The sequence below is a fragment of the Mycobacterium sp. SMC-16 genome, from assembly GCF_046250085.1.
GTDB classification, from domain to species: domain Bacteria; phylum Actinomycetota; class Actinomycetes; order Mycobacteriales; family Mycobacteriaceae; genus Mycobacterium; species Mycobacterium phocaicum.
Genome location: NZ_CP176427.1, coordinates 3,312,299 through 3,334,606 on the forward strand (window position 1 = coordinate 3,312,299; position 22,308 = coordinate 3,334,606).

General features: G+C 68.7%; 22 protein-coding genes. 4 read left to right on the plus strand and 18 right to left on the minus strand.

The window, feature by feature from the left end:
• The first annotated feature begins 4 nt into the window (after positions 1-4).
• Complete coding sequence (locus tag ACJEIK_RS15930; RefSeq protein WP_064860673.1) at positions 5-1,417, plus strand: amidase; 1,413 nt, start codon at positions 5-7, stop codon at positions 1,415-1,417.
• Here the strand turns inward: ACJEIK_RS15930 and ACJEIK_RS15935 are convergent.
• From ACJEIK_RS15935 to ACJEIK_RS15985, 11 genes are all read right to left on the minus strand, one after another.
• Positions 1,387-4,074 carry a fumarate reductase/succinate dehydrogenase flavoprotein subunit gene (locus ACJEIK_RS15935; protein ID WP_409429969.1) on the minus strand — a complete coding sequence of 896 codons (2,688 nt, stop codon included), beginning with the start codon at positions 4,072-4,074 and terminating at the stop codon, positions 1,387-1,389. The genes ACJEIK_RS15930 and ACJEIK_RS15935 overlap by 31 nt on opposite strands.
• Positions 4,071-4,814, minus strand: coding sequence for an ABC transporter ATP-binding protein (locus ACJEIK_RS15940; protein ID WP_064860674.1), 744 nt, complete (start codon positions 4,812-4,814; stop codon positions 4,071-4,073). The genes ACJEIK_RS15935 and ACJEIK_RS15940 overlap by 4 nt, the downstream gene beginning before the upstream one ends.
• On the minus strand, positions 4,811-5,665 hold the full coding sequence (locus tag ACJEIK_RS15945) for an ABC transporter permease (protein WP_064860675.1): 855 nt from the start codon (positions 5,663-5,665) through the stop codon (positions 4,811-4,813). Before ACJEIK_RS15945 ends, ACJEIK_RS15940 begins: the two co-directional genes overlap by 4 nt.
• Entirely contained in the window at positions 5,662-7,074 is a 1,413-nt protein-coding gene (locus ACJEIK_RS15950; protein WP_064860676.1) for an ABC transporter substrate-binding protein, read from the minus strand. The genes ACJEIK_RS15945 and ACJEIK_RS15950 overlap by 4 nt, the downstream gene beginning before the upstream one ends.
• 8 nt (positions 7,075-7,082) lie before the next feature.
• Positions 7,083-7,313: a ferredoxin family protein gene (locus tag ACJEIK_RS15955; RefSeq protein ID WP_064860677.1), complete on the minus strand. Its 231-nt coding sequence runs from the start codon at positions 7,311-7,313 to the stop codon at positions 7,083-7,085.
• Complete coding sequence (locus tag ACJEIK_RS15960; protein ID WP_061006679.1) at positions 7,310-8,050, minus strand: GntR family transcriptional regulator; 741 nt, start codon at positions 8,048-8,050, stop codon at positions 7,310-7,312. The genes ACJEIK_RS15955 and ACJEIK_RS15960 overlap by 4 nt, the downstream gene beginning before the upstream one ends.
• A 453-nt stretch (positions 8,051-8,503) precedes the next feature.
• Positions 8,504-10,750, minus strand: coding sequence for a molybdopterin-dependent oxidoreductase (locus ACJEIK_RS15965; RefSeq protein WP_064860688.1), 2,247 nt, complete (start codon positions 10,748-10,750; stop codon positions 8,504-8,506).
• 65 nt (positions 10,751-10,815) lie between these two features.
• The gene (locus tag ACJEIK_RS15970; protein ID WP_064860678.1) at positions 10,816-11,355 is read right to left on the minus strand and encodes a hypothetical protein; all 540 of its coding nucleotides are present in this window, start codon (positions 11,353-11,355) and stop codon (positions 10,816-10,818) included.
• Between the two features lie 2 nt (positions 11,356-11,357).
• Positions 11,358-11,825, minus strand: coding sequence for a transcription antitermination factor NusB (gene nusB / locus ACJEIK_RS15975; RefSeq protein WP_064860679.1), 468 nt, complete (start codon positions 11,823-11,825; stop codon positions 11,358-11,360).
• Positions 11,818-12,381: an elongation factor P gene (gene efp, locus ACJEIK_RS15980; RefSeq protein WP_064860680.1), complete on the minus strand. Its 564-nt coding sequence runs from the start codon at positions 12,379-12,381 to the stop codon at positions 11,818-11,820. Before efp ends, nusB begins: the two co-directional genes overlap by 8 nt.
• Positions 12,382-12,409: 28 nt before the next feature.
• Positions 12,410-13,513 carry a M24 family metallopeptidase gene (locus ACJEIK_RS15985; RefSeq protein WP_064860681.1) on the minus strand — a complete coding sequence of 368 codons (1,104 nt, stop codon included), beginning with the start codon at positions 13,511-13,513 and terminating at the stop codon, positions 12,410-12,412.
• A 33-nt stretch (positions 13,514-13,546) separates the two neighbouring features.
• Here ACJEIK_RS15985 and ACJEIK_RS15990 point away from each other — a divergent pair, with 33 nt between their 5' ends.
• Together ACJEIK_RS15990 and ACJEIK_RS15995 are read left to right on the plus strand one after the other, a co-directional pair.
• On the plus strand, positions 13,547-14,116 hold the full coding sequence (locus tag ACJEIK_RS15990; RefSeq protein ID WP_064860682.1) for a B-4DMT family transporter: 570 nt from the start codon (positions 13,547-13,549) through the stop codon (positions 14,114-14,116).
• A 144-nt stretch (positions 14,117-14,260) separates the two neighbouring features.
• Complete coding sequence (locus ACJEIK_RS15995; protein WP_064857414.1) at positions 14,261-14,626, plus strand: hypothetical protein; 366 nt, start codon at positions 14,261-14,263, stop codon at positions 14,624-14,626.
• Positions 14,627-14,633: 7 nt separating this feature from the next.
• On the opposite strand, the gene aroB is transcribed toward ACJEIK_RS15995, so the two are convergent.
• From aroB to ACJEIK_RS16020, 5 genes are read right to left on the minus strand one after another with little or no spacing between them, the layout of a single operon-like run.
• Positions 14,634-15,725 carry a 3-dehydroquinate synthase gene (gene aroB, locus ACJEIK_RS16000; RefSeq protein ID WP_061009501.1) on the minus strand — a complete coding sequence of 364 codons (1,092 nt, stop codon included), beginning with the start codon at positions 15,723-15,725 and terminating at the stop codon, positions 14,634-14,636.
• The gene (locus ACJEIK_RS16005; RefSeq protein WP_061006688.1) at positions 15,718-16,359 is read right to left on the minus strand and encodes a shikimate kinase; all 642 of its coding nucleotides are present in this window, start codon (positions 16,357-16,359) and stop codon (positions 15,718-15,720) included. The genes aroB and ACJEIK_RS16005 overlap by 8 nt, the downstream gene beginning before the upstream one ends.
• A 4-nt stretch (positions 16,360-16,363) precedes the next feature.
• Entirely contained in the window at positions 16,364-17,560 is a 1,197-nt protein-coding gene (gene aroC / locus ACJEIK_RS16010; RefSeq protein WP_064857416.1) for a chorismate synthase, read from the minus strand.
• Positions 17,561-17,602: 42 nt separating this feature from the next.
• Positions 17,603-18,097, minus strand: a complete 495-nt coding sequence (locus ACJEIK_RS16015; RefSeq protein ID WP_064857415.1) for a GNAT family N-acetyltransferase — start codon at positions 18,095-18,097, stop codon at positions 17,603-17,605.
• Entirely contained in the window at positions 18,094-18,525 is a 432-nt protein-coding gene (locus ACJEIK_RS16020) for an A24 family peptidase (protein WP_061006690.1), read from the minus strand. The genes ACJEIK_RS16015 and ACJEIK_RS16020 overlap by 4 nt, the downstream gene beginning before the upstream one ends.
• 504 nt (positions 18,526-19,029) lie before the next feature.
• Here ACJEIK_RS16020 and ACJEIK_RS16025 point away from each other — a divergent pair.
• Positions 19,030-20,193 carry an IS30 family transposase gene (locus tag ACJEIK_RS16025; RefSeq protein WP_409431711.1) on the plus strand — a complete coding sequence of 388 codons (1,164 nt, stop codon included), beginning with the start codon at positions 19,030-19,032 and terminating at the stop codon, positions 20,191-20,193.
• A gap of 64 nt (positions 20,194-20,257) precedes the next feature.
• On the opposite strand, the gene ACJEIK_RS16030 is transcribed toward ACJEIK_RS16025, so the two are convergent.
• Both ACJEIK_RS16030 and mltG read right to left on the minus strand, forming a co-directional pair.
• Positions 20,258-21,034 (minus strand): shikimate dehydrogenase, encoded by a 777-nt coding sequence (locus ACJEIK_RS16030; protein WP_064859894.1) that lies wholly within the window; start codon positions 21,032-21,034, stop codon positions 20,258-20,260.
• Positions 21,031-22,305: an endolytic transglycosylase MltG gene (gene mltG / locus ACJEIK_RS16035; RefSeq protein ID WP_064859895.1), complete on the minus strand. Its 1,275-nt coding sequence runs from the start codon at positions 22,303-22,305 to the stop codon at positions 21,031-21,033. The genes ACJEIK_RS16030 and mltG overlap by 4 nt, the downstream gene beginning before the upstream one ends.
• Between the last annotated feature and the right edge of the window lie 3 nt (positions 22,306-22,308).

Genomic DNA, 22,308 nt, shown 5'->3' on the forward strand with positions numbered 1-22,308 from the left:
GCCCATGACCACGATCCACGCCTTCGATGACGACGCGCTCGGTGACCACGACGCCGTCGGGCTGGCCCGCCTGGTGCGCGACATGAAGGTCAGCCCGGATGAACTGGCCGCCGCGGCGATCGCCCGCGCACAACTCGTCGACCCCGAACTGCGGGCGGTGGCATGCGATCTGCCACCGCGGCACGGCACCGGCCCGGACGCCGAGTTCTTCGGTGTCCCGACCTTCATCAAGGACAACACCGACGTCGCCGGCCTGCCGACCACGCACGGTTCGGAGGCGTTCAGGGCCCGGCCCGCGAAGCAGGACGGCGCCTACGCGACGCAGCTCCTCAGCACGGGCCTGACGCTGCTCGGCAAGAGCCGGATGCCCGAGTTCGGTTTCAACGCCACCACGGAGTACATGACCGAGCCGCCGGTCCGGAACCCGTGGCACACAGAGTTTTCCGTCGGTGCCTCGTCGGGCGGATCGGCCGCCCTGGTCGCCGCGGGCGTCGTGCCGATCGCACACGCCAACGACGGCGGCGGCTCCATCCGCATCCCCGCCGCCTGCGCGGGCCTGGTCGGGCTGAAGCCCAGCCGGGGCCGGCACCGCGACGGCGAGCAGGCCAGTCATCTGCCGATCAACATGATCTCCGAGGGCGTTCTGACCCGCAGCGTCCGCGACACCGCCGCGTTCGTCGCGGCGTGCGAGAACCATTGGCGCAATCCGAAACTCGCGCCCATCGGGCGGGTGAACGGGCCGGCCCAACGGATCCTCCGCGTCGGCGTGCTGTTCGACAGCGTCACGGGCGAGCCGGTCGACGACGCCACCCGCGCCGCCGTCGAAGACACCGCGGCGGTGCTCGAGGCCGCGGGCCACATCGTCGAGCCGATCACGCTGCCGGTCACCGCCCAGTTCGCCGACGACTTCGTCCAATACTGGGCGCTGCTGGCCGATCTCGCGGTCGGCACCGGCCGGTTGATCCTGGACCGGTCGTTCGACGCTGCCAAGGCCGATGGCCTGAGCCTGGGGCTGCGGGCACACCACCGGCGGAACCTGCACCGCACGCCCGGTGCCCTGCTACGTCTGCGACGCATCGCCGATCAATACGCGCAGATGTTCGCCCGGCACGAGGTCGTGCTGTCGCCGGTGCTGTCGCACACCACGCCGCGGCTCGGCTACCTGGCGCCAACGGTCGAGTTCCCCGATCTGATCGACCGCCTGCGCCGGTATGTCGCCTACACCCCGCTCAACAACATCGCGGGCACCCCGGCGATCTCGCTGCCGCTGCACCGCTCACCCGACGGCCTACCGGTCGGCGTCCAGCTGTCTGCCGCCTACGGGGACGAGCGCACGCTGCTCGAACTGGCCTTCCTGTTGGAGGCCGAGCGGCCTTTCGCCCGGATTCAGGAGGTCGTCAGCGCGTGCCGCGCGTAGGCCCGCACGTCGGCGTCACCGTCTTCCAGTGCGATACCTAGCGCCGACCGCGCGGCTTCCTCGGAATCGGCCCACCGGGTCAGGCTGAGCACCGCGGCCTTGCGCACATCCAGATGCGGGTCGTGCAGCGCCTGCGACAGCGGTTCGACGGCGACCGCCGGTTCCGCGCCGGACAGTGCCCGCACCGCCCCCTGGCGGATCTGCCACGCTGATTCCCGCAGCGCCCGTTGCACTTCCGGCACGTCCTGCTCGGCGCAGCCGACAGCGGCCAGCGCGGCGAGCGCTGCCGCACGCACCAGCGGGTCGCGGTCGGCCAGCAGCCGGCGCACGGTGTCGGCGCCCGACCGGAGCGTGGCCAGCCCGTTGCTCGCGGCAATCCGCACCTCGCGGTTGTCGTCGGCCGCGGCCGCGGCCACCCCGTTGACGTCATCGACGGACACCAAGGCGCGTACCGCCTCGATACGTACGCGGTGATCGGGATCGGTCACCGCGGCACGGTAATCCGGGCCCGCACCGACACGGCGCGAGCTCAGGACGTACAGCGTCACGGCCCGCACGATCGGGTCGGCGGAGGGCAGGTACGGAGTCACCGCCGCTGGATCGGGCAGCACCTCGACCAGCTCCCGCAAGGCGTCGGCACTCTCCGCACGCACCGAGCCGTCCGCGTCACCGAGCGCGGCGACCAGGTCCGGCTGGTAGCCGTCCGGCAGGTTCTCCACCAGCACGGCGACAGCAGCTCGCCGGACTCCCGCGTCGGCGTCCTGCAGGTATTCGGTCAGCTCGGCGAGCGTCGGTTCCTCCAGCGCCACCACGGCGGCGATGCGCGGCGACGGTGGCGTCACCGGCTCGGTCGGGCGCAGCCGCGAGGCCGCGGTCGCCGGCGCCTTACCGCCGACCAGGTCCGGCTGGTGCACATGCTGCACAGCGTGGTCCGACGGCAGGTGGTCCAGATCGGGCACCGGCACGAAATACGGTGCCACCGGGCGCTTCAGGAACTCCATCTCACCGCCGGAGCCCTTGCGCAGGTTCAGGTGATAGCGCCACTGTTCGTCGTCGCGCTCGGGGATGTCGGCGCGATCGTGGTACAGCCCCCACCGTGATTCGGTCCGCGTGAGCGACGACCGGGCCGCCATCTCGGCGCAGTCCCGGATGAACGACACCTCGACGGTGCGCATCAGCTCGTGCGGCGTGCGGGCGCCCATCTGCTCGATCTCTTCGGCCATCCGCTCGAACGTGCGGACCGCGATGGACAACTTGGTCGCGGTCTTGGGCGGGGCCACATAGTCGTTCACGAAGCGGCGCAGCTTGTACTCGACCTGCGGCTGCGGTGGGCCGTCCGGATGCCGCAGCGGGCGGTAGATCAGCTCGTGGGCCTCGGCCAGCTGGTCCTGCGGAAGGTCCACGGGCGCTTCGACATCCGCCAGCGTCGACGCGGCGTGTTCACCGGCCAGGTCGCCGTAGACGAACGCCCCGATCATGTAGTTGTGCGGGACGCACGCCATGTCACCGGCCGCGTACAGGCCGGGCACGGTGGTGCGGGCGTGTTCGTCGACCCACACCCCGGATGCGGAATGCCCACTGCACAAACCGATCTCGGAGATGTGCATCTCGATGTCGTGGGTGCGGTAGTCGTGGCCGCGGTTGGCGTGGAAGGTACCGCGGGTCGGCCGCTCGGTGGTGTGCAGGATGTTCTCCATCGCGGTGATGGTCTCGTCCGGCAGGTGGGTGACCTTGAGGTAGATCGGGCCGCGAGCCGATTCGATCTCGCTCTTGACCTCGGCCATCATCTGGCCTGACCAGTAGTCCGAGTCGACGAACCGCTCCCCCAGCGCGTTCACCTGGTAGCCGCCGAAAGGATTGGCGACGTAGGCGCAGGCGGGCCCGTTGTAGTCCTTGATCAACGGGTTCACCTGGAAGCACTCGATGCCCGAGAGCTCGGCGCCCGCGTGGTACGCCATGGAGTAGCCGTCACCGGCGTTGGTCGGGTTCTCGTACGTGCCGTACAGGTACCCCGAGGCCGGCAGCCCGAGCCGGCCGCTGGCCCCGGTCGCCAGGATGACGGCCTTGGCCCCCACCGTGACGAATTCGCCTGTGCGCGTGTTGAATGCGGCCGCACCGACGGCGCGCCCGTTCTCGGTGAGAACGCGAACCGGCATCAGCCGGTTCTCGATGCGCAGCTTCTCCCGGATGGCCTTCTGCCGCATCACGCGGTACAGCGCCTTCTTGACGTCCTTGCCCTCGGGCATCGGCAGCACGTACGAGCCGGAGCGGTGCACACGGCGCACGGCGTATTCGCCGTGTTCGTCCTTCTCGAACTTCACGCCGTAGCGCTCGAGCCGCTGCACCATGGCGAAACCGCGCGTCGCGGTCTGGTAGATGGTGCGCTGGTTGACGATTCCGTCGTTGGCCCGGGTGATCTCGGCGACGTAGTCCTCCGGGGTGGCCTTGCCCGGGACGACGGCGTTGTTGACGCCGTCCATGCCCATGGCCAGGGCACCGGAGTGGCGGACGTGCGCCTTCTCCAGCAGTAGCACCTGGGCGCCGCTCTCGGCGGCGGTCAGGGCCGCCATGGTGCCGGCGGTGCCGCCGCCGATCACCAGGACGTCACAGTCGAGACGGACGGGATTGTCGAGGTCTGGAATGTCCAGAGTGCTCATTGGTGCAGTGCTCCAAGGATTTCGGCCCGCAGCTCGGTGCGGGGAACATCGGCATCGCGAGGACTCGGGACGTCCAGCAGCGCGCGCAGCGGCTGGCCGGCGCGGCCGAGGACCGCCACCCGGTCGCCCAGGGCGAGGGCCTCGTCGACGTCGTGCGTGACGAACACGATGGTGGTGGGATGGGCCTGCCAGGTGTCGATCAGCAGGTGCTGCATGGCATTCCGGGTTTTGGCGTCCAAGGCGCCGAACGGCTCGTCCATCAGGACCGCCCGCGGCGCCCCGGCCAGGCCGCGTGCCAGCTGGACGCGCTGGCGCATGCCGCCGGACAGGCTCTTCGGCAGGAAGTCGGCGAACCCGGTGAGCCCGACCTCGTCGATCCAGCGGTCGGCGCGCTCGCGCCGGCCGGCCCGCGGCACGCCGCGCAGCTGCAGTGCCAGTTCGATGTTGGATCGCACTGTGCGCCAGGGCAACAGCGCGCTGTCCTGGAACACCATGCCGCGGTCACGCGACGTGGTGATCACCGGTTCGCCGTCCGCCAGGACCCGCCCGGCGTCGGGCTTCAGCAGCCCGGCCAGCGCCCGCAGCACCGTCGACTTGCCGCAACCCGACGGGCCGGTCAGCACCAGGATCTCCCCCGGCTGCACCGTCAGGCTCAGCCCGTCCACGACCGGCTCGCCGGTGTAGGACAGCCGGATTCGGTCGAGTTCCAGGCGCAGGCCGGAGGTGAGTACAGCGGTCATCGTGCGTTCTCCTCACCACGCGGCAGCCAGCGCGTCAGCCGCCGGCCGATCAGTTCCACCGCGGCCGAGGTGCCGAACCCCAGCGCTCCGATGGTGATGATGCCGACGAAGACGCTCGGGTAGTCCAGCACCGTGTAGGCCTGCCACGTGCGGTAGCCGACGCCGAGCCGGCCGGAGATCATCTCCGCCGACACCACACAGATCCACGCCACACCCATACCGACCGACAGGCCGCCGAACAGCCCGGGCAGGACACCCGGAAACACGACCTGCCGCAACACATCCCAGCGGCTGCCGCCGAGGGTCCGCACCGAGTCCTCCCACAGCGTCGGCAGGGCCCGCACGGCGTGCCGGGTGCTGACCATGATCGGGAAGAACGCCGCCAGGAACGTGATGAACACGATGCCGGCCTCGTCGGTCGGGAACAGCAGGATGGCGACGGGCACCAGGGCGATGGCCGGGATCGGGCGCGCCAACTCTGTCAGCGGGCCGACGATGTCGGCGAACAGCCGCGACCGGCCCAGCGCGATACCGACGGCAGCGCCGATCACCGCCGCCAGCCCGAAGCCACTGACGATCCGGATCACCGACTGCGTCAGGTCGAGCCAGTACTGCGTGGCGCCCAGTCGCTCGATGAACTTCGCGGCGATCTGGGTCACCGTCGGCAGGTTGTCGAACCGCAACCAGAACCGGACGTGGCCCGCCGTCAGCAACTGCCAGATGCCAACGGCCGCAATGACCGACAGCGCCTTGACGGCGTAGCCGCGCCATTTGGCCGGCCCCTGGCGCCGCGACACCTCGGTCTCGGCCGGTCGCGCCGGCGCGGCGGTCACCGCGGCGATGGCTGTCATGCCACACCCACCAGCGCCTGTTGGTAGGTCACCACCGACGAACCGGGATGGGCCGCCTGGTAGCGGCGCGCGCCGGCGTCGGTGTCGAAGGGCACGAACTCCGCACCCTGCTGCACCCACACGGATTTGTCTGCCAGCCAACGGGTTCCGAGCTCGGCATCCGGTACGTAGGCAGCGCGGACCTTGGCGCCCTTGGCCTCCACCGCCCGGATCGCCTTCAACAGGCACGTCGGGTTGGCCGCCGGTTGCGTGGTGTCCGAACCGTCCTGCCACAGCTCACCGGCCAGCGCGGGGTAGTCGACCGGGATGTTGCACACCGGGTCGGTACCGTGCACGACCGACGGGTTCGCAGTGCGGGCGGCCTCGGCGTTGTAGTCGCGGCCGCGTTCCGACAAGGCCTTGCGCAGCGGTCCGTCCTCGACGAACTTGGCGACGTCCAGGTCGGCGAAGTCACCGATCGACTTCAGGTACGGCACATCACCTTTCAGTGCGTCCACGAGCGACGGCTTCAGTGTGGTGTCGAACCGGGTGCCGCCAGGGCCGTTGTACAGGTACACGACTTCCTGCGGCAGGCCGCTGCCCTGCGCGACGATCTTTGCCGCCTCCAGAGGTTTGGCGTTGAGGAAGTCGGTGGCATCGAGCTGTGCCTGTAGGAACGCGTCGAGCACCTCGGGATGTGCTGCGGCGTAGGCCCGTCGGGCGACGACGCCGTGCCAGGTCGGGTAGTTCAGCTCGGCGCCGTCGTACAGCAGGCGGGCCTTGTTCTGGAACACCAGCAGACCCGGCCAGGCGACGAACTGCGAAAGCGCCCTGACCTGACCCGATTCCAGCGCCGACGCGCCGATCTGCGGCTGCTGGTTGAGCACCTCGACGCCGGAGATCCCCTCCTTGCCCAGCGCCCGAACGAGCGTCCCGTGACCGGCCGACCCGACGCTGGCCGACACCTTCTGTCCGGCCAGCTCGCTGAGCGACTGCACCGGTGAATCCGGGCTCACCACAACCATGTTCAGCGACCCGGTCGGGCTGGAGCCCGTGGCCGCCACCAGTTCGGTCTTGGCGCGTTCGTTGCTCTGGGTCTTCGATCCGTTGATCAGCATGGGGTAGTCACCCATCGAGCCGATGTCGATCTTCTCGGCGACCATCTGCGCGGTGATCGGTGCACCGGTGTCGTAGTCCTGCCATTCGACGTGGTACTTCTTGCCGGTCTTGGCGCCGATGTCGTCGAGGCGATGCTCCAGGTAGCCCTGGGCGCGCAACAACGTTCCCGCGGTGACGGTGTTGATGGTCTTGGACTGGTAGCCGATGACCACGTTGACGGCGTTGTCGTCCGTGCCGGCCGAATCGACCGAGCAGCCGGTGGCGGCAAGGACGACGGTCGCGGCCAGGGCAGCGAGGCGAGTGGGGTTCATTGAGGTCCTTAGCGGATGAGGTAGGGCATGTTGACGGAGACGGCACCGCTTGGGCAGCGCGCGGCGCATGGCCCGCAGTACCAACATTCGTCGACGTGCATGTAGGCCTTGCCGTTGTCGGGGTTGATGGCCAGCGAGTCCAGCGGGCAGACATCGACGCACAGCGTGCAGCCCTCGATACACAGCGACTCGTCGATGGTGACCGGGACATCGGCTCGTTGGTTGTTGACCAGCGTCATGATTCACTCCGTAACAGGTTGCCGCGCATGGTGATTCGGTCACCACGCAGTCGGATGTATTCGAGGTCGACGGGACGCCCGTCGTCGAGAGTCGTGAGCCGTTCGAGCATCAGGATCGCGCCGCCGGCCGGGATGTCCAGCGTGGCCGCGGTGTGCGGATCGGCGGAAACCGCTTCCAGTGCAATGTCCGCCGAGCCCAGCCGGTGCCCGGTGACCTGCTCGATCAACGCGAACACGTCGTTGCTCTCCAGCGAGTGTTCGAGCACCGCGGCGCCGATGTCGGGTGCCAGGTACGTCAGATCCAGGCTCAGCGGCAGGTCGCCCAGGTAGCGCAGCCGCTCGATGAAGACGACGGGCTCGCCGGGGGTCAGCTGCAGCCGGCGCGCCACGGCCGCGGGAGCCGGCAGCTGGGTGACCGCGCGCACTTCGTTGCGGACGTCACCGTAATCCTTGAAGGTCTCCTTGAGCCCGACAAGCGCGTGCAGGCCGTGATCGTATTTGCGCTGCGCAACGTGGGTGCCGACGCGCGGTCCCCGGTCGATCAGCCCCTCGGCCTTGAGGATCGCCAGGGCCTCGCGCACGGTGTTGCGGGATACCGAGAACTCGGCGACCAGCTCGGCCTCACCCGGCAGGCCCGCCGCGTAGACCCCGTCGCGCACCTGGTGGCGCAGCACGTCGGCCACCTGGCGGGCGCGGTCGGCGCGCCGGCGCAGCGGCGTCGGGGAGGACTCGGGCATGCGGTTGAACCTAGGGACCTGCGCCCCTCAGGTCTGCACCCCCGAATCGGGTGGTTCGAAAGTACCCGCATTACGCCGCCTCGACATGGCCGTGAACAGGGAAAATGCCGAAATCAACCACCATTACGCCACCTCGGGAACGCGTGGCAGTTCGAATCTCGATGAATCCAAAAGGGGCGGGCCCGACTCTGCGCGGCGCTACGCCGAGCGTGGCGGATACCGGTGGCGACACGCCGCAATCATCACGCCAGGCCACACGCTCGCCGTAGGGCCGGAGAATTACGTAGCTTCAACTACGAGGCACAGGCAGCCACCTCTGATTGAAGACAGGTACTTTTTCGGGCCGTTGGCGTTCCCTGAGTTCAATCATCAGGGCAGATCACGGTCGCGATTGAACTCCTGCACTTCGTCGTCGTCTGCATTGCTCCCGCGTGGATTCGAGGGAAACCGCGACTAGCTCCCCGCCGCAGACACCGTCACCGGAATCCCGTTGAGCGCACCGTTGCCCGACGGCTCATCGAGGAAATCCGGTAGCGACAGGATGTTGGTGTTCACCCCGGGCGCGGAGTTGGCGACGCCCAGGCGGGTGCCGGGTTGGCCGTGCCCCCAGCCGTGCGGCATGGACACCACGCCCGGCTTGATGGCGTCGGTCACCTCGACGGGGACGACGATCTTCCCGGCGCCCGAGGCGACTTCGGCGTCGTCACCGTCCGCGATGCCCCGCGCGGCGGCGTCGCGGCTGTGCATCAGCAGCGTGCAGCGGTCGCGGCCCTTCATCAGCGCGCCGACGTTGTGCAGCCAGGAGTTGTTGGACCGCAGATGCCGACGGCTGACCAGCACGAGCTCGTCGGCCGGACGCTCGAGCCGCGCGGCCAGGCGCGGCAGGTCGTCGAGCAGGTACTGCGGGGCCACGCGGATCTTCTTGTCGGCGGTACCGAGAATCTCGGGCACGCGCGGCACCATCGGGCCGTAGTTGATGCCGTCCGGATGGGCCTTGAGCTTCGCGAGTGTCAGCCCGTCGGGCTTCTCGCCGTACCGGTCGCCGAATGCCGCGGTCCGGAGCGTCAGGTCGAGCATGCGCTCGGGGCCGCCGTGGTCGTACTTCGCCCGGATTTCGGCACCGTCGAGCCCCTGCGTGAAGCACAGGTAGTCGAACCAGCCGTCATCGAGCGCGGCGACGTCGACGTCCTCGGCCGGGGTGCCGGTGCACAGCCCGGTGAGCCGGATCAGGATCTCCCACTCCTCCGGTGCGGTGGGGTCCGCGCGGTGGAACACCGGCGGCGAGTACCGCGCGAAGCTGTTGATCGCCGTACCCAGGAGCAGGTCCGCGGAGTGCGCCTGCTCGAGAGCCGAGGGGCCGGGCAGGATGACGTCGGTGTGCCGGGTGGTCTCGTTGAGCCACAGGTCGACCGAGATCATCGCGTCCAGCTGCGGCAGCGCCTCATCGAGTTTGTCGCCGCCCGGCGTCGACAGCACGGGGTTTCCCGCGACGGTGATGAGGGCTCTGAGCTGGCCCGCGCCCGGGGTGGTGATCTCCTCGAGCATGCACGAGATCGGGACCTGTCCCAGCACTTCCTTGGCCCCGCGGACCCGGGTCTGGTAGCGGCCGAAGTTGGGCGCCCCGTCTTCCAGTCCCGGGATGGTCTGGCTGGTGACGGTCCATGCGGTCGGGGTGGCGAACATCGTGCCGCCGGGGACGTCGAAGTGTCCGGTGACGATGTTGACGACATCGATGAGCCAACTCGCGAGGCTGCCGAATTCCTGGTTGCAGGTACCGATCCGGCCGTAGACGACGGCGCGGGGCGTGCCGGCCAGCTCACGCGCCAGCGCCCTGATCCGTTCCGCATCGATACCCGTTGCGGCGCAGACTCTTTCGGGCGACCAGTCGGCGACGGCCCGGCACAGCTCGCCCACCCCGTCGAGGTGCTGCTCCAGTTGGCCGAGGTTGACCAGCCCTTCGTCGAACACCGCGTGGATGACGCCGAGCAGCAGCGCCGCATCGGTGCCGGGCGTGATCGGCAGCCACTCGTCGGCCTTGGCGGCGGTCTGGGTGCGCACCGGGTCGATGACGATCACCTTGCCGCGCTTACGGATTCCGCCGATGATGCCCATGATGTCGGGGGCAGCCAGCAACGAGCCCTGCGACGCCGCGGGGTTGGCGCCCATCACCACCAGCAGGTCGGTGCGCTGCACGTCCGGTGTCGGGAACGCCCACCAGCTGCCGTACATCAGGTGCGACGACAGGTTTTTCGGCCACTGATCGATGGTGCCCGGCGAATAGGTGATCGGCATACCAGACAGACCCAGCAGGATCGCGGCATACCGCGACAGCGAAAACGAATGCGCCAGTGGGTTTCCCGTGTACGCCGCGACCGCGCCGATGCCGTGCTCTGCGATGATCGGAGCGAGCAGCTCGGTGCAGCGGCGGAATGCGGTGTCCCAGTCGACCTCGTGCCATTGCCCGTCGATCTTGATCATCGGCCGGCGGATGCGGTCGGGGTCTTCGTGCAGCGCGCCGAGGGACGCGCCCTTCGGACAGATGTGGCCCGCGCTCCAGGCGTCGGCCCTGTTGGGCCGGATGCCGGCGACCTTGCCGCCGGACACCTGAATCTCCAAGCCGCACATGGCTTCACACAGGCTGCAGGCGTGCAGGTGCAGGCCGTCTTCGCCGACCTCGGCGATCACTCGCTCGGTTCCCATCATCCGACTGTAACGGCGTTACTGAGACGTGGGTCACGATTGCTCCCGATGTCCGGGACGACGGGCTACAAGGCGTGCGAAAGTTCGCGGCCGAATTGCAGCAGCCGCTGCATCTGGGCCAGGCCACCGTCGTCGACGGATTTGGTGTACCGGAACGACTCGCAGAAGAAATCGGTATCGATGGCCGACTTCTGCCGGCTACGGGTGATCAGCTGGGTGTACATCCGCAGCCGCACCTCGGCCAGGCGCCGGGTGCCGTCGGCCAGTACCTCGAACTGGGTCGTCAGGATGTGGTCGGTGATGGTGGACAACAGGATGGTCCGCACCGAGGTGTCCAACGTCCGGCGCGGGTGCTCGTCGTCACCGTTGGCGTCATCGTCGGCCCGCCACATGATGAGCCGCTCGCCGTCGGTGAGGACGACCTCCTGCCACACGGCGTCGCCCCAGGACTCCTCGGACGCGCCGCGCGACATGATGAAGGACTTGATGGACCGGAAGTCGACAACCGACCGCAACTGCTCGAGCGCCAGCTCCGGATCGCGCAGGTAGACCTTCGCCGCATCCTCGACACTCGAGTACGGCGCCCAGTCCTGCGGCTCGTCCACGGCTATTCGCCCCGGACCGCCGCCGCAGCCGCCCGGATCTGCGGCGTCACCAGCATCACCTGGCCGAGGACGCCGTTGACGAAGCCGGGCGATTCATCGGTGGACAGGCTCTTCGCCAGCTCGACCGCCTCGTCGACGGCCACCGGTTCCGGCACGTCCGTCGCGTGCAGCAGCTCCCACACCGCGACGCGCAGGATCGCCCGGTCCACCGCGGGCAGGCGATCGAGCGTCCACCCCTGCAGGTGCGCCGAGATCAGGTCGTCGATGTGCGCCGCGTGCTCGGTGACGCCGTTGGCGACGGTCACCGTGTACGGGTTCAGGACCGAGACCTCGGGGTCGCTGTCGGCGATCGCGTTGCGCAGCTTCGCGCCCTCGGCAGCGGTGATCCCGCGGGCCTCGGCCTCGAACAGCAGGTCGACGGCGCGCTTGCGCGCCTGGTGCCGACCCTTGTCGGAGCGACGGTCAGGCATTGACCCGACTGATGTAGCTGCTGTCGCGGGTGTCCACCTTGAGCTTGTCGCCGATGTTGATGAACAGCGGGACCTGGATCTCGGCGCCGGTCTCGAGGGTGGCGGGCTTGGTGCCGGCGTTCGAGCGGTCGCCCTGCAGGCCCGGCTCGGTGTGCGCGACGACGATGTCGATGCTGACGGGCAGTTCCAGGTACAGCGGTGCGCCGTTGTGGAACGCGATCTGCACCTGCAGGTTCTCCAGCAGGAAGCCGGCGGCGTTGCCGACGAGGGATTCGGGCAGCGGGTGCTGCTCGAAGTCCTCGGCGTCCATGAAGACGAAGTCACTGCCGTCGCGGTACAGGTAGGTGGCGTCCCGACGGTCGACGGTCGCGGTCTCCACCTTCACACCGGCGTTGAAGGTCTTGTCGACGACCTTGCCCGACAGCACGTTCTTGAGCTTGGTGCGCACGAAGGCCGGGCCCTTGCCGGGCTTGACGTGCTGGAACTCGGTGATCTGCCACAGCTGGCCCTCGATGTTGAGGACGAGACCATTCTTGAAGTCGGCGGTAGATGCCACGGTCGGTACTGCTCCTAGCTCTCTGTCATCAGAGGATGGCCAGTTCCTTGGGGAACCGGGTAAGTAACTCAGGTGTGGGTGTCTTGTCGCTGCCCACGACCAGCGTGTCCTCGATTCGGACGCCGCCCCGGCCGGGCAGGTAGACACCGGGCTCCACGGTGACCACAGAGCCAGCAAGCAGTGTACCGGCGGCGGCGGAGTTGATTCCCGGCGCTTCGTGAATCTGCAACCCGACGCCGTGCCCGAGCCCGTGAGAGAACTGTTCGCCATAGCCCGCATCGGCGATGACCTGGCGCGATGCCCGGTCCACCGCCGACAGCGTCGTGCCCGGCACCAGGGCTTCCCGGCCCGCCCGCTGCGACGTCGCGACCAGGTCGTAGATGTCGCGCTGCCACTGCGCCACGGGCGACAGCACGAACGTTCGGGTCATATCGGAGTGGTAGCCCGCGACCAGTGCGCCGAAGTCGATCTTGACGAAGTCACCGGCCGCCAGCACCGCGTCCGTCGGCCGGTGGTGCGGTATCGCCGAGTTGGCGCCCGTCGCGACGATGGTCTCGAACGACGGGCCGTCGGCACCGTGGTCCAGCATCCGCGCCTCCAGTTCGCGGCCGACCTCCTTCTCGGTGCGGCCGGCCCGCAGCCCGCCCGATTCGATCAGGTCTTTGAGCGCGGCATCGGCGGCCTCGCAGGCCAGTCGCAGGATCGCGATCTCGCCGGCGTCCTTGACCTCACGCAGCGCCTCGACCATGCCCGGAGCCCGGACCAGTTCGAGGTCGCCGCTGACCCGCTGCAGCGCCGCGTGGGCGTCGACGGTCATGACGTGACTTTCGAAGCCCAGCCGCTTCACGCCGGCGGCCTCCGCGGCCCGCACCAGCTGCGGCGCGCACGCCCGCTCGATGACGATCTGCGCGTCAGGGGCCTGCTGTGCCGCCTGCGTCCGATACCGCCCGTCGGTGGCGAGAAGAAACGTCTCCCCGTCCCCGTCCTGCTCACTGGGAATCAGCAATGCCGCGTTGGATCCGGTGAAGCCGGACAGATAACGGACGTTGACCAGGTCGGTTACCAGGATCGCATCCAGCTCGGCGGCCGCCAGATGGCGACGCAGAATGTGGCGCCGGTGGGAAATTGTCACGATATGTGACGCTACTCGCTACGCTGTCTGCTCATGAGTAAGTGGTTGCTGCGCGGAATCGTCTTTGCGGCGTTGATGGTGATCGTCCGACTGCTGCAGGGCGCGATGATCGGGGCCTGGGAAAAACAGTCACTGATCATCAGCGTCACGCTCGTCGTGCTGTACATCGTCGCGGCCTTCGTCTGGGGCGTTCTCGACGGCCAGAGCGACGCGAAGGCGCAGCCCGACCCCGACCGCCGCGAGGACCTGGCCATGGCGTGGCTGGTCGGCGGTCTGTTCGCCGGCGTCGTCAGCGGCTTCTTCGCGTGGCTGATCGGCCAGTTCTACGACAACATCTACGTCGACGCACTGGCCGCCGAGCTCACCACGTTCGCCGCGTTCACCGCCCTGATCGTCTTCGTGGGCGGCGTCTGCGGTGTCTCTCTCGGCCGTTGGCTGATCGACCGTAAGGCCCCGCCGGCCCCGAAGCACGACCACGCCGGTGAGGGCGAGCGCGCCGACACCGATGTGTTCGCTGCCGTCGCCGTTGCGGTCCCCACCGAAGGTGCCGAAGGCGAAACCGAGATCATCGAGACCCGCCCCAAGACCAACCCCGAGTCCTGAGACTCGGACACGAGAATCGCGGCCAGTCCTCGGACCGGCCGCGATTTTTTTCTGTCGAAAAAGTTGTAAGACTCGCGCGTCCTCACTGCTCCTACCTGTGAGAGCGGCTCAACCGGAGCCGCAAACCCGACAGAGGAGCACCCCATGAACCGCAAGAAGTCCGTCACCGCCGCCCTCGGCGCGGCAGCCGCCGCCCTGGCCGCCCCGGCAGTCCTGTTCCTCGGAACCGGAACCGCGCAGGCCGCGTCATCGCTCGATACGGCAAGCGACGCGGCGGGCGTCACGGTCCACATCACCTCCACCGGAAGCGAAGGCCTGTGCTTCTACTCCGCCGAGCCGTGGTTCGGCTGGCAGACCGTCAAGCCCCTGCCGGTGTACAAGGTGCCGTTCCAGCTGCAGGCGAACCAGAGCCACAACCTGTGGTTCCCGGGTATTCAGACCGGCACGACGTGGAAAGCCAAGGTCGAATGCCCCGTCGGCGGCACCGACTTTTTCAATCCCGTCTACTGAGCGCGGCTCAGTCCTTCGCCACCACCGAGTAGGCGGCCGCCAGCAGCGAGGGGTCCGGGCCTTCGAGTCGGCCCGGCTTGGCGAGCCCGTCGAGCACCACGAAGCGCAGCACGCCCGAACGGGTCTTCTTGTCCCCCGCCATCGACTCCAGCAGTTGCGGGAAGGCATCTGCGTCGTAGCTGACCGGCAGACCCAGGGCGGTGAGCACGCGGCGGTGGCGGTCAGCGGTGTCGTCGTCGAGACGTCCGGCAAGCCGGCCGAGCTCGGCGGCGAACACCAGGCCCACCGAGACGGCGGCGCCGTGCCGCCACTGGTAGCGCTCGCGCCGCTCGATGGCGTGCGCCAAAGTGTGTCCGTAGTTGAGGATTTCGCGCAGCGCCGACTCCTTCTCGTCGGCGGCGACCACCTCGGCCTTGACTGCGATGGCGCGGCGGATGAGTTCGGGCAACACGGTGCCGGCGGGGTCCAGCGCGGCCTCCGGGTCGGCCTCGATCAGGTCCAGGATCACCGGGTCGGCGATGAAGCCGGCCTTCACGATCTCGGCCATGCCGGCGATGATCTCGTTGCGCGGCAACGAGTCCAGCGTCGCGAGGTCGACCAGCACGGCCAGCGGCTGGTGGAAGGCGCCGACGAGGTTCTTGCCGGCGTCGGTGTTGATGCCGGTCTTGCCGCCGACGGCGGCGTCGACCATGCCGAGCAGCGTCGTGGGCACGTGCACGATGTCCACACCGCGCAGCCAGGTGGCGGCGGCGAACCCGGCGACGTCGGTCGCCGCACCGCCGCCGAGGCTGACGATGGCGTCCTTGCGGTCGATCCCGATGCGCCCCAACACTTCCCAGATGAACCCGACGACGGGCAGTTCCTTGCCCGCCTCGGCGTCCGGGATTTCGATGCGGTGCGCGTCGATTCCGTTGTCCGCCAGGTAACTACGGATCGCTTCGGCCGTCTGCGTCAGTACCGGCTGGTGCAGGATCGCCACGCGGTGCCGACCCTGCAGGACACGGCCGAGGTCGCCGAGCAGCCCCGTCCCGATGATCACCGGGTAGGGCCGGTCGACGTTCACATTCACAACTACGGGGTCGACGACAGCGTCAGTCACACTGCGAGCCTTTCAATCGTTTTGCCAGTGCCGCAGGGCTCGGCGGGGCCTCGGTGGTCGGTCCGGGGTTCAGGACCGTGGGCAGCCGGCGCCATGCCGAGCGGCGGCGGCGCCGGGAATGCTCGTCACAGCGCGGCTGCTCGAGCCGGTGCACGATGTGGCGGACCACGGCGCCGGGATTGCGTCGGTTGGTGTTGACGCGCAGCGTGGCGACCTGCCGGAACAGCGGCACGCGCTGCGCCATCAGCTCGCGGTACTTGGCGCCCGGGTCGTCGCCGGCCAGTAGCGGACGCCCGCCGCCCGCGGTGCGCCGAACACCTTCTGCCGCACTGATTTCCAGGTAGACGACGGTGTGGCCGACGAGCGCTTCGCGCACCTCCGGAGTGGTCACCGCACCGCCGCCGAGCGACACGACGCCGTCGTGTTCGGCCAGCGCGTCACGGATCACGTCGGCCTCGATCTTGCGGAACACCGGTTCACCTTCGGCGAAGATGTCGGCGATGCTGCGACCGGTGGTTTCGACGATCTTGGCGTCGGTGTCGAGCATCGGCACCTGCAGCGCCTTCGCCAACCGTCGACCGATCGTCGACTTGCCCGAACCGGGCATGCCGACCAGTACAGCCTTGGGCGCCATCGAGCTATCCGGACATCTGCGGTTCGCGCTCATGCACCGCACGCAGGTAGTTCTCGACGTTGGCGCGGGTCTCGGCCAGCGAGTCGCCGCCGAACTTGTCCAGCGCGGCCCGGGCCAGCACCAGCGCCACCATGGCCTCGACGACCACGCCGGCCGCGGGCACAGCGCACACGTCGGAGCGCTGGTGGATGGCGACGGCCTCTTCGCCGGTGGCCATGTCGACGGTCGCCAGCGCGCGCGGCACCGTCGAGATCGGCTTCATCGCGGCGCGGACGCGCAGCGGCTGGCCGTTGGTCATGCCGCCTTCCAGACCGCCGGCCCGGTTGGTGGAGCGGGTGATGCCGTCGGCGCCAGGGTAGATCTCGTCGTGCGCGACGCTGCCGCGGCGCCGTGCGGTCTCGAAGCCGTCACCGATCTCGACGCCCTTGATGGCCTGGATGCCCATGACGGCGGCGGCCAGTTGGCTGTCCAGCCGGTTGTCGCCGCTGATGAACGAGCCGAGGCCGACGGGCAGTCCACTGACCACCACTTCGACGACACCGCCGAGGGTGTCGCCGTCCTTCTTGGCAGCCTCGATCTCGGTGATCATCGATTCTTCGGCGGCCTTGTCGAAGGCACGCACCGGGCTGTCGTCGATGGCCGCCAGATCCTCGGGCTGCGGGACGGGGCCGTCGTAAGGCTTCGATGCGCCGATGGAGATGACGTGCGAGACGACCTCGACGCCGAGGGCCTGCTTGAGGAACGCGCGAGCGATGGTGCCGGCCGCGACGCGCGCCGCGGTCTCGCGGGCGCTGGCGCGCTCGAGCACCGGGCGGGCGTCGTCGAAGCCGTACTTGAGCATGCCGGCGTAGTCGGCGTGTCCGGGCCGGGGCCGGGTCAGCGGTTCGTTGCGCGCGGTGTTGGCCAGCGCCTCCGGATCGACCGGGTCGGAGGCCATGACGGTCTCCCACTTGGGCCATTCGGTGTTGCCGATCTGGATGGCGATCGGGCCACCCAGCGTCTGACCGTGCCGAACGCCACCGAGCAGCGTGACTTCGTCCTTCTCGAACTTCATCCGGGCACCGCGGCCGTAGCCGAGACGACGCCGCTGCAACTGCGTGGCGATGTCGTCCGAGGTCACCGAGAGACCGGCCACCATGCCTTCGAGCATGGCCACCAGGGCGCGGCCGTGAGATTCACCTGCTGTGGTCCATCGCAACACGGGTCCCATTGTCCCATGAGGGCCTTTACCGGCTGAAATCCGTCAGCCCAGGCTGCATTGCAGCAGCACGGTGTCGATGTCGCGACCGTGCTTGTGACCGACCTGCCGCAGTCGTCCGGCCTCGTCGAAACCCAGCTTCTTGTGCAGCGCGATGGACGACGGGTCGCCGCTGTCGGCGATCACCGCGATCACCTGACGCACGCCCGTGGCGCGGGCGCCATCCAGCAGCGCGCCCAGCAGTTCTCGGCCGGCGCCCTGTCCGGTGGCCCACGGCGCCAGGTAGATCGAGTCCTCCACCGTGCCCTGATAGGCCGGCCGGGATTTCCAGGGCAGGCAGTACGCGTACCCCGCGACCCTGCCCTCGCGCTCGACCACCAGGAACGGCAGGCCCGCGGCGGTGACCTTGGCGAACCGCGCCTGCCATTCATCGGTCGCGGGCGGCTCGAGCTCGAACGACGCCACGCTGTTCAGGACGTAGTACGCGTAGATGTCGGCGATCGCAGGCAGGTCAGCGGTGGTGGCGGCGCGGGTGGTCATGGTGAGGCAAAGGTACCGAGCGCGACGGCCGCGGCGCTCGCCAGGCACATCGACGGGCCGTGCGGGACGGTCCGGTCATGCCGCCGCAGTAGGACGACCACCGCACAGACCGCAGTCAGCAGCGGCGCCCCGATCGCGGCGAGCACCCAGACATCGGCGCCGCACATCCCGGTCAGCGCACCGAGGCCGAGCGCGAGTTTGACGTCACCGCCGCCCATGGACTTGGGGCTCAGTAGATGGATCAGAAGGTAGAGCGCGCACAGCGCTGCGGCGCCGGCCAACGCGGCGAGGCCCCGGCCGAGGACGACAGCCGCCAGCAGAATCACCGCCGCGCCGGGCAAGGTGAGCGAGTTCGGCAGCCGGCGTTCTCGGAGGTCGTAAACGCACAGCGCGGTCATCCACGTCCCAATAGCCAACGCCGCCCCCATGTTTCGAGGCTAAGTGAGCTGCGTGGGGCATCCCGACACGAATGTTCCACGTGCTGCCGCGATTATTGAAGCGAGGTACCTTTCCAGGCTTGCTGACGTCCCTGAGTTCAATCACGACTGACGGAGCACCACGTCGACTGCACTCACGTACTTCTTGGCCCAAATTTTCGGCCCTTCCAGCAGCCGGCGGCTCGCGACTGTGCAGTCAGAGCGCCGCGCACGCGGGCAGATTCAAGGGGTCGTTGCAACACCTGATTTGAGAGGTGTTGTTCGATGCATCCGAGGCGTTGGAGTCATTTGGGTAGTCATGGTGTTCCGCAGTCGGTGCGGGATGCTTTCGATGCGGCGTTGAGGTCGGGGCTGTCACCGACGGCGGCTGGAACCGTGGCAGGGGTGAGTGGTGCGACGGGTCGGCGATGGGCCAAAGAAGCTGGGTATCAAACCGATCCGCGGCATTGCGGCACGCGGTATTCGGCTGCGGTGAAAGCGTCGTTCTGGCAGGAGATGCATGCCGGTGCCACTGTGGCCGACGCCGCAGTGGTCGCGGGCGTGTCAGAGAACCAGGGCCGGCGGTGGGTCGCTCAGGCTGGATTCGTGCCGAAAACCCCCGCTCCTACCGATGATCCGTCATGCGCCGTGGTCGAACTCGATCCCGGGGTCTCGCGGGGGCCGTTGTCGTTTATCGAGCGGTGGCGCCTCGAGCAGCTGCTGACCGCCGGCGCGACCGTCACCGAGGCCGCAGCGGCTCTGGGGCGGTCCCGGACCACGATCCACCAGGAACGCAAACGTGGAGCCACGACCAGCGGATATCGGGCCTGGGTGGCTCAGGAGGTGGCCACCACCAACGCCAAACGACCCAAGACTCGCAAGTTGGAGTCCAACCCTGCCCTGCTGGAGCAGGTCGTGGCACGCTTAGAAAAGCACGACAGCCCGGCGCAGATCGCGGGCCGACTGCGCCTTGATTTTCCCGACGATCCGGAGATGTGGGTGTCCCACGAAACGATCTACCAAGCGCTGTATGTACAGCCGCGCGGTGAGCTGGCCCGCATCGTCAAAGAAGCCCTGCGCACGGGCCGGGTTCGACGGAAACCGCAGGGCCGCAATGAAACCGGAAGCAAAATCAGAGACATGGTCAGCATCAGCGACCGCCCGAAAGAGGCTGATGATCGGGCGGTCCCGGGGCACTGGGAAGGGGACCTGATCCTGGGCAGCACCGCATCAGGTTCGGCGATCGGCACCCTGGTGGAGCGCACCACCGGGTTCGTGGTGCTGCTGCACCTGCCGGGCGACCACACCGCCGCGACGTTGGCCGCCGCGATGAGCGCCAAAATCCCGGAGATTCCCGAGATCCTGCGCCGCTCACTGACCTGGGACCAAGGTAGCGAGATGGCCAAGCACGCCGACATCACCAAAGCCCTCGGCCTGCCGATCTACTTCTGCGACCCCCACAGCCCCTGGCAGCGCGGCACCAACGAGAACACCAACGGTCTTCTGCGCCAGTACTTTCCTAAAGGGACCGACCTATCGTTCTACGGACCTGGATGGCTCGACCAGGTCGCCGCTGAACTCAACGCACGACCCCGCAAACGCCACGGCTGGCGCACCCCGGCCGAGGAACTCGACCGGCTACTGTCAGACCCGTCCACATTTGTTGCGGCGACCGCTTGAATCTGCCGCGGATCTGACGATCTGTACGCACGCTCGACGCGAACCAATGGCCGCGCCCCTACGCTCAGCTCGCAGCCAGCGCCGCCGCCATCGCCGCGCGCGGCGCGGGCATCCCGGTGAACTGCTCCACCTGGGCGTAGGCCTGGTTCAGCAGCATCTGCAGGCCACTGACCACCCGGCCGCCGGCCGCGGCAACCGCGGCGGCAAGCGGCGTCGGCCACGGGTCGTAGATGGCGTCGAGCAGCACCGCCGTGTCGGCCACGGTCCCGGCGAACTCGCCGGCCACCGCGGCGGGCAGCGTATTGACCACCACGCCAAGGGAATTCAGCGGTTCACCCAGCGCCACCCACCGGGCCTCGACGCCGACCTTCTCCCCCAGCGCCACCAACGACGCCGCCTTGTCGGCATTGCGCGCGACCACCGCGATGTCCGTGATCCCCAAAGAAGCCAAGGCCACGACGGCCGCGGGCGCGGTGCCACCGGAGCCCAGTACCGCCGCCGCACCGGACACCTCACCCAGCGCGCCGACGACCCCGTCGACGTCGGTGTTGTCGGCGCGCCAGCCACCTTCGACGCGCACCAGGGTGTTGGCCGAGCCGACGAGCTCAGCGCGCTGCGTGCGTTCGGTGGCGAACCGCAGCGCCGCGAACTTGCCGGGCATCGTGACCGAGACACCGACCCATTCCGGGCCGAAACCGCCCACCAGGCCCGGCAACTGCTCCCCGGTGCACTCGATGCGGTCGTAGGTCCAGTCGGTGAGCCCGAGCTCCCGGTAGGCCGCCAGATGCAGCTGCGGGGACCGCGAATGTGCGATGGGCGAGCCCAGGACCGCGGCCCTCATCGGGCACTGTCGAGCACGCCGTTGCGTTTGGCGAGCTCGATGCTGGCGAGGTGCTGCTGGTAGTCGCGGGTGAAGACCGTCGTGCCCTGCAGGTCGATGGTCACGAAGTACAGCCAGTCGCCCGCGGCCGGATCCTGCGCCGCGACGACGGCGGGCGCCCCGGGTGAACAGATCGGCGTGACCGGAAGTCCTTCGCGCGCATAGGTGTTCCACGGCGTCGGCTGCTCGCGGTCGGCGTCGGTGGTGGCCACCTCCTGTCGGTCCAGCGGGTAGTTCACCGTCGAGTCGAACTGCAGCCGGCGATGGTCCGGGGTCGCCAGCCGGTTGTAGATGACGCGGGCCACCTTGGCGAAGTCCTGCGGGTTGGATTCGCGCTGCACCAGCGATGCCACGATCAGAATCTGGTACGGCGTCATGCCCGCGGTCGCGCCGGCGTCGAGCAGGCCGCCCTGCTCGTACTGGCGGCTGCTCGAGCTGATCAGGCCCGACAGGATCGACGTCGGCGTGCCGGCCGGGTCGACGTTCCACGTGCCGGGTGCGATGAGGCCCTCGAGCCTGCGGTGGTCGGCGCCCAGCGACTTCACCGGCCCCGCCGCCCAGCTCGGTACCAGCAACGCCGAGACGTCGGCGGCACCGGCGGCCTTCTTCAGCTCCTCGGCGGACACGCACTTGCGTTTGCCGTCCAGGTCGACGCAGGAGGCCGCCGAGATCAGGCTGAAGATGCCCTGGTTGATCTTGTTGGTCTTGACGTCGGTGGTGTCGTCGAGCTGGCGGCCCTCCGGGATCACCAGGCGGCCCACCCGGTTGTTCTTCTCGGTGAGCCGGGACACTGCGTTGGCGGCCGAAATCTCGGTCCGCAGCTTGTAGAAGCCCGGCTGAATCTCGGTCATCGCCTTGTTGCCCTCGGCGGCCTGGACGAACGTCTTCACGTTCGCGACGACGCCGTGGTCGAACAGGGTCTGCCCGATCGCGGTGGTCGAGTCGCCGTTGTGCACCTCGACGACGAGGTCGCTGCCACCGTCACCGGAGTAGTCGTTGCCCGACCCGAAGATGCCGTGCCACAGCCGCGAACCGAGGAACACCGCGGCGACCACGACAACGATGAACACCGTCAGCGCCACGACGCTGCGGCGCCGGCGGCGCTTGCGGTTGCGCTCGGCTCGGACCCGCTCGGCCCGGCTCATGCCGCGGCGGGGCCGGCCCACCGATTCGGGCTTGATGCGGGTGCTGCTGCCCCACTCGTCGTCATCGCCCGGGGCGTCGGGACGCATGTC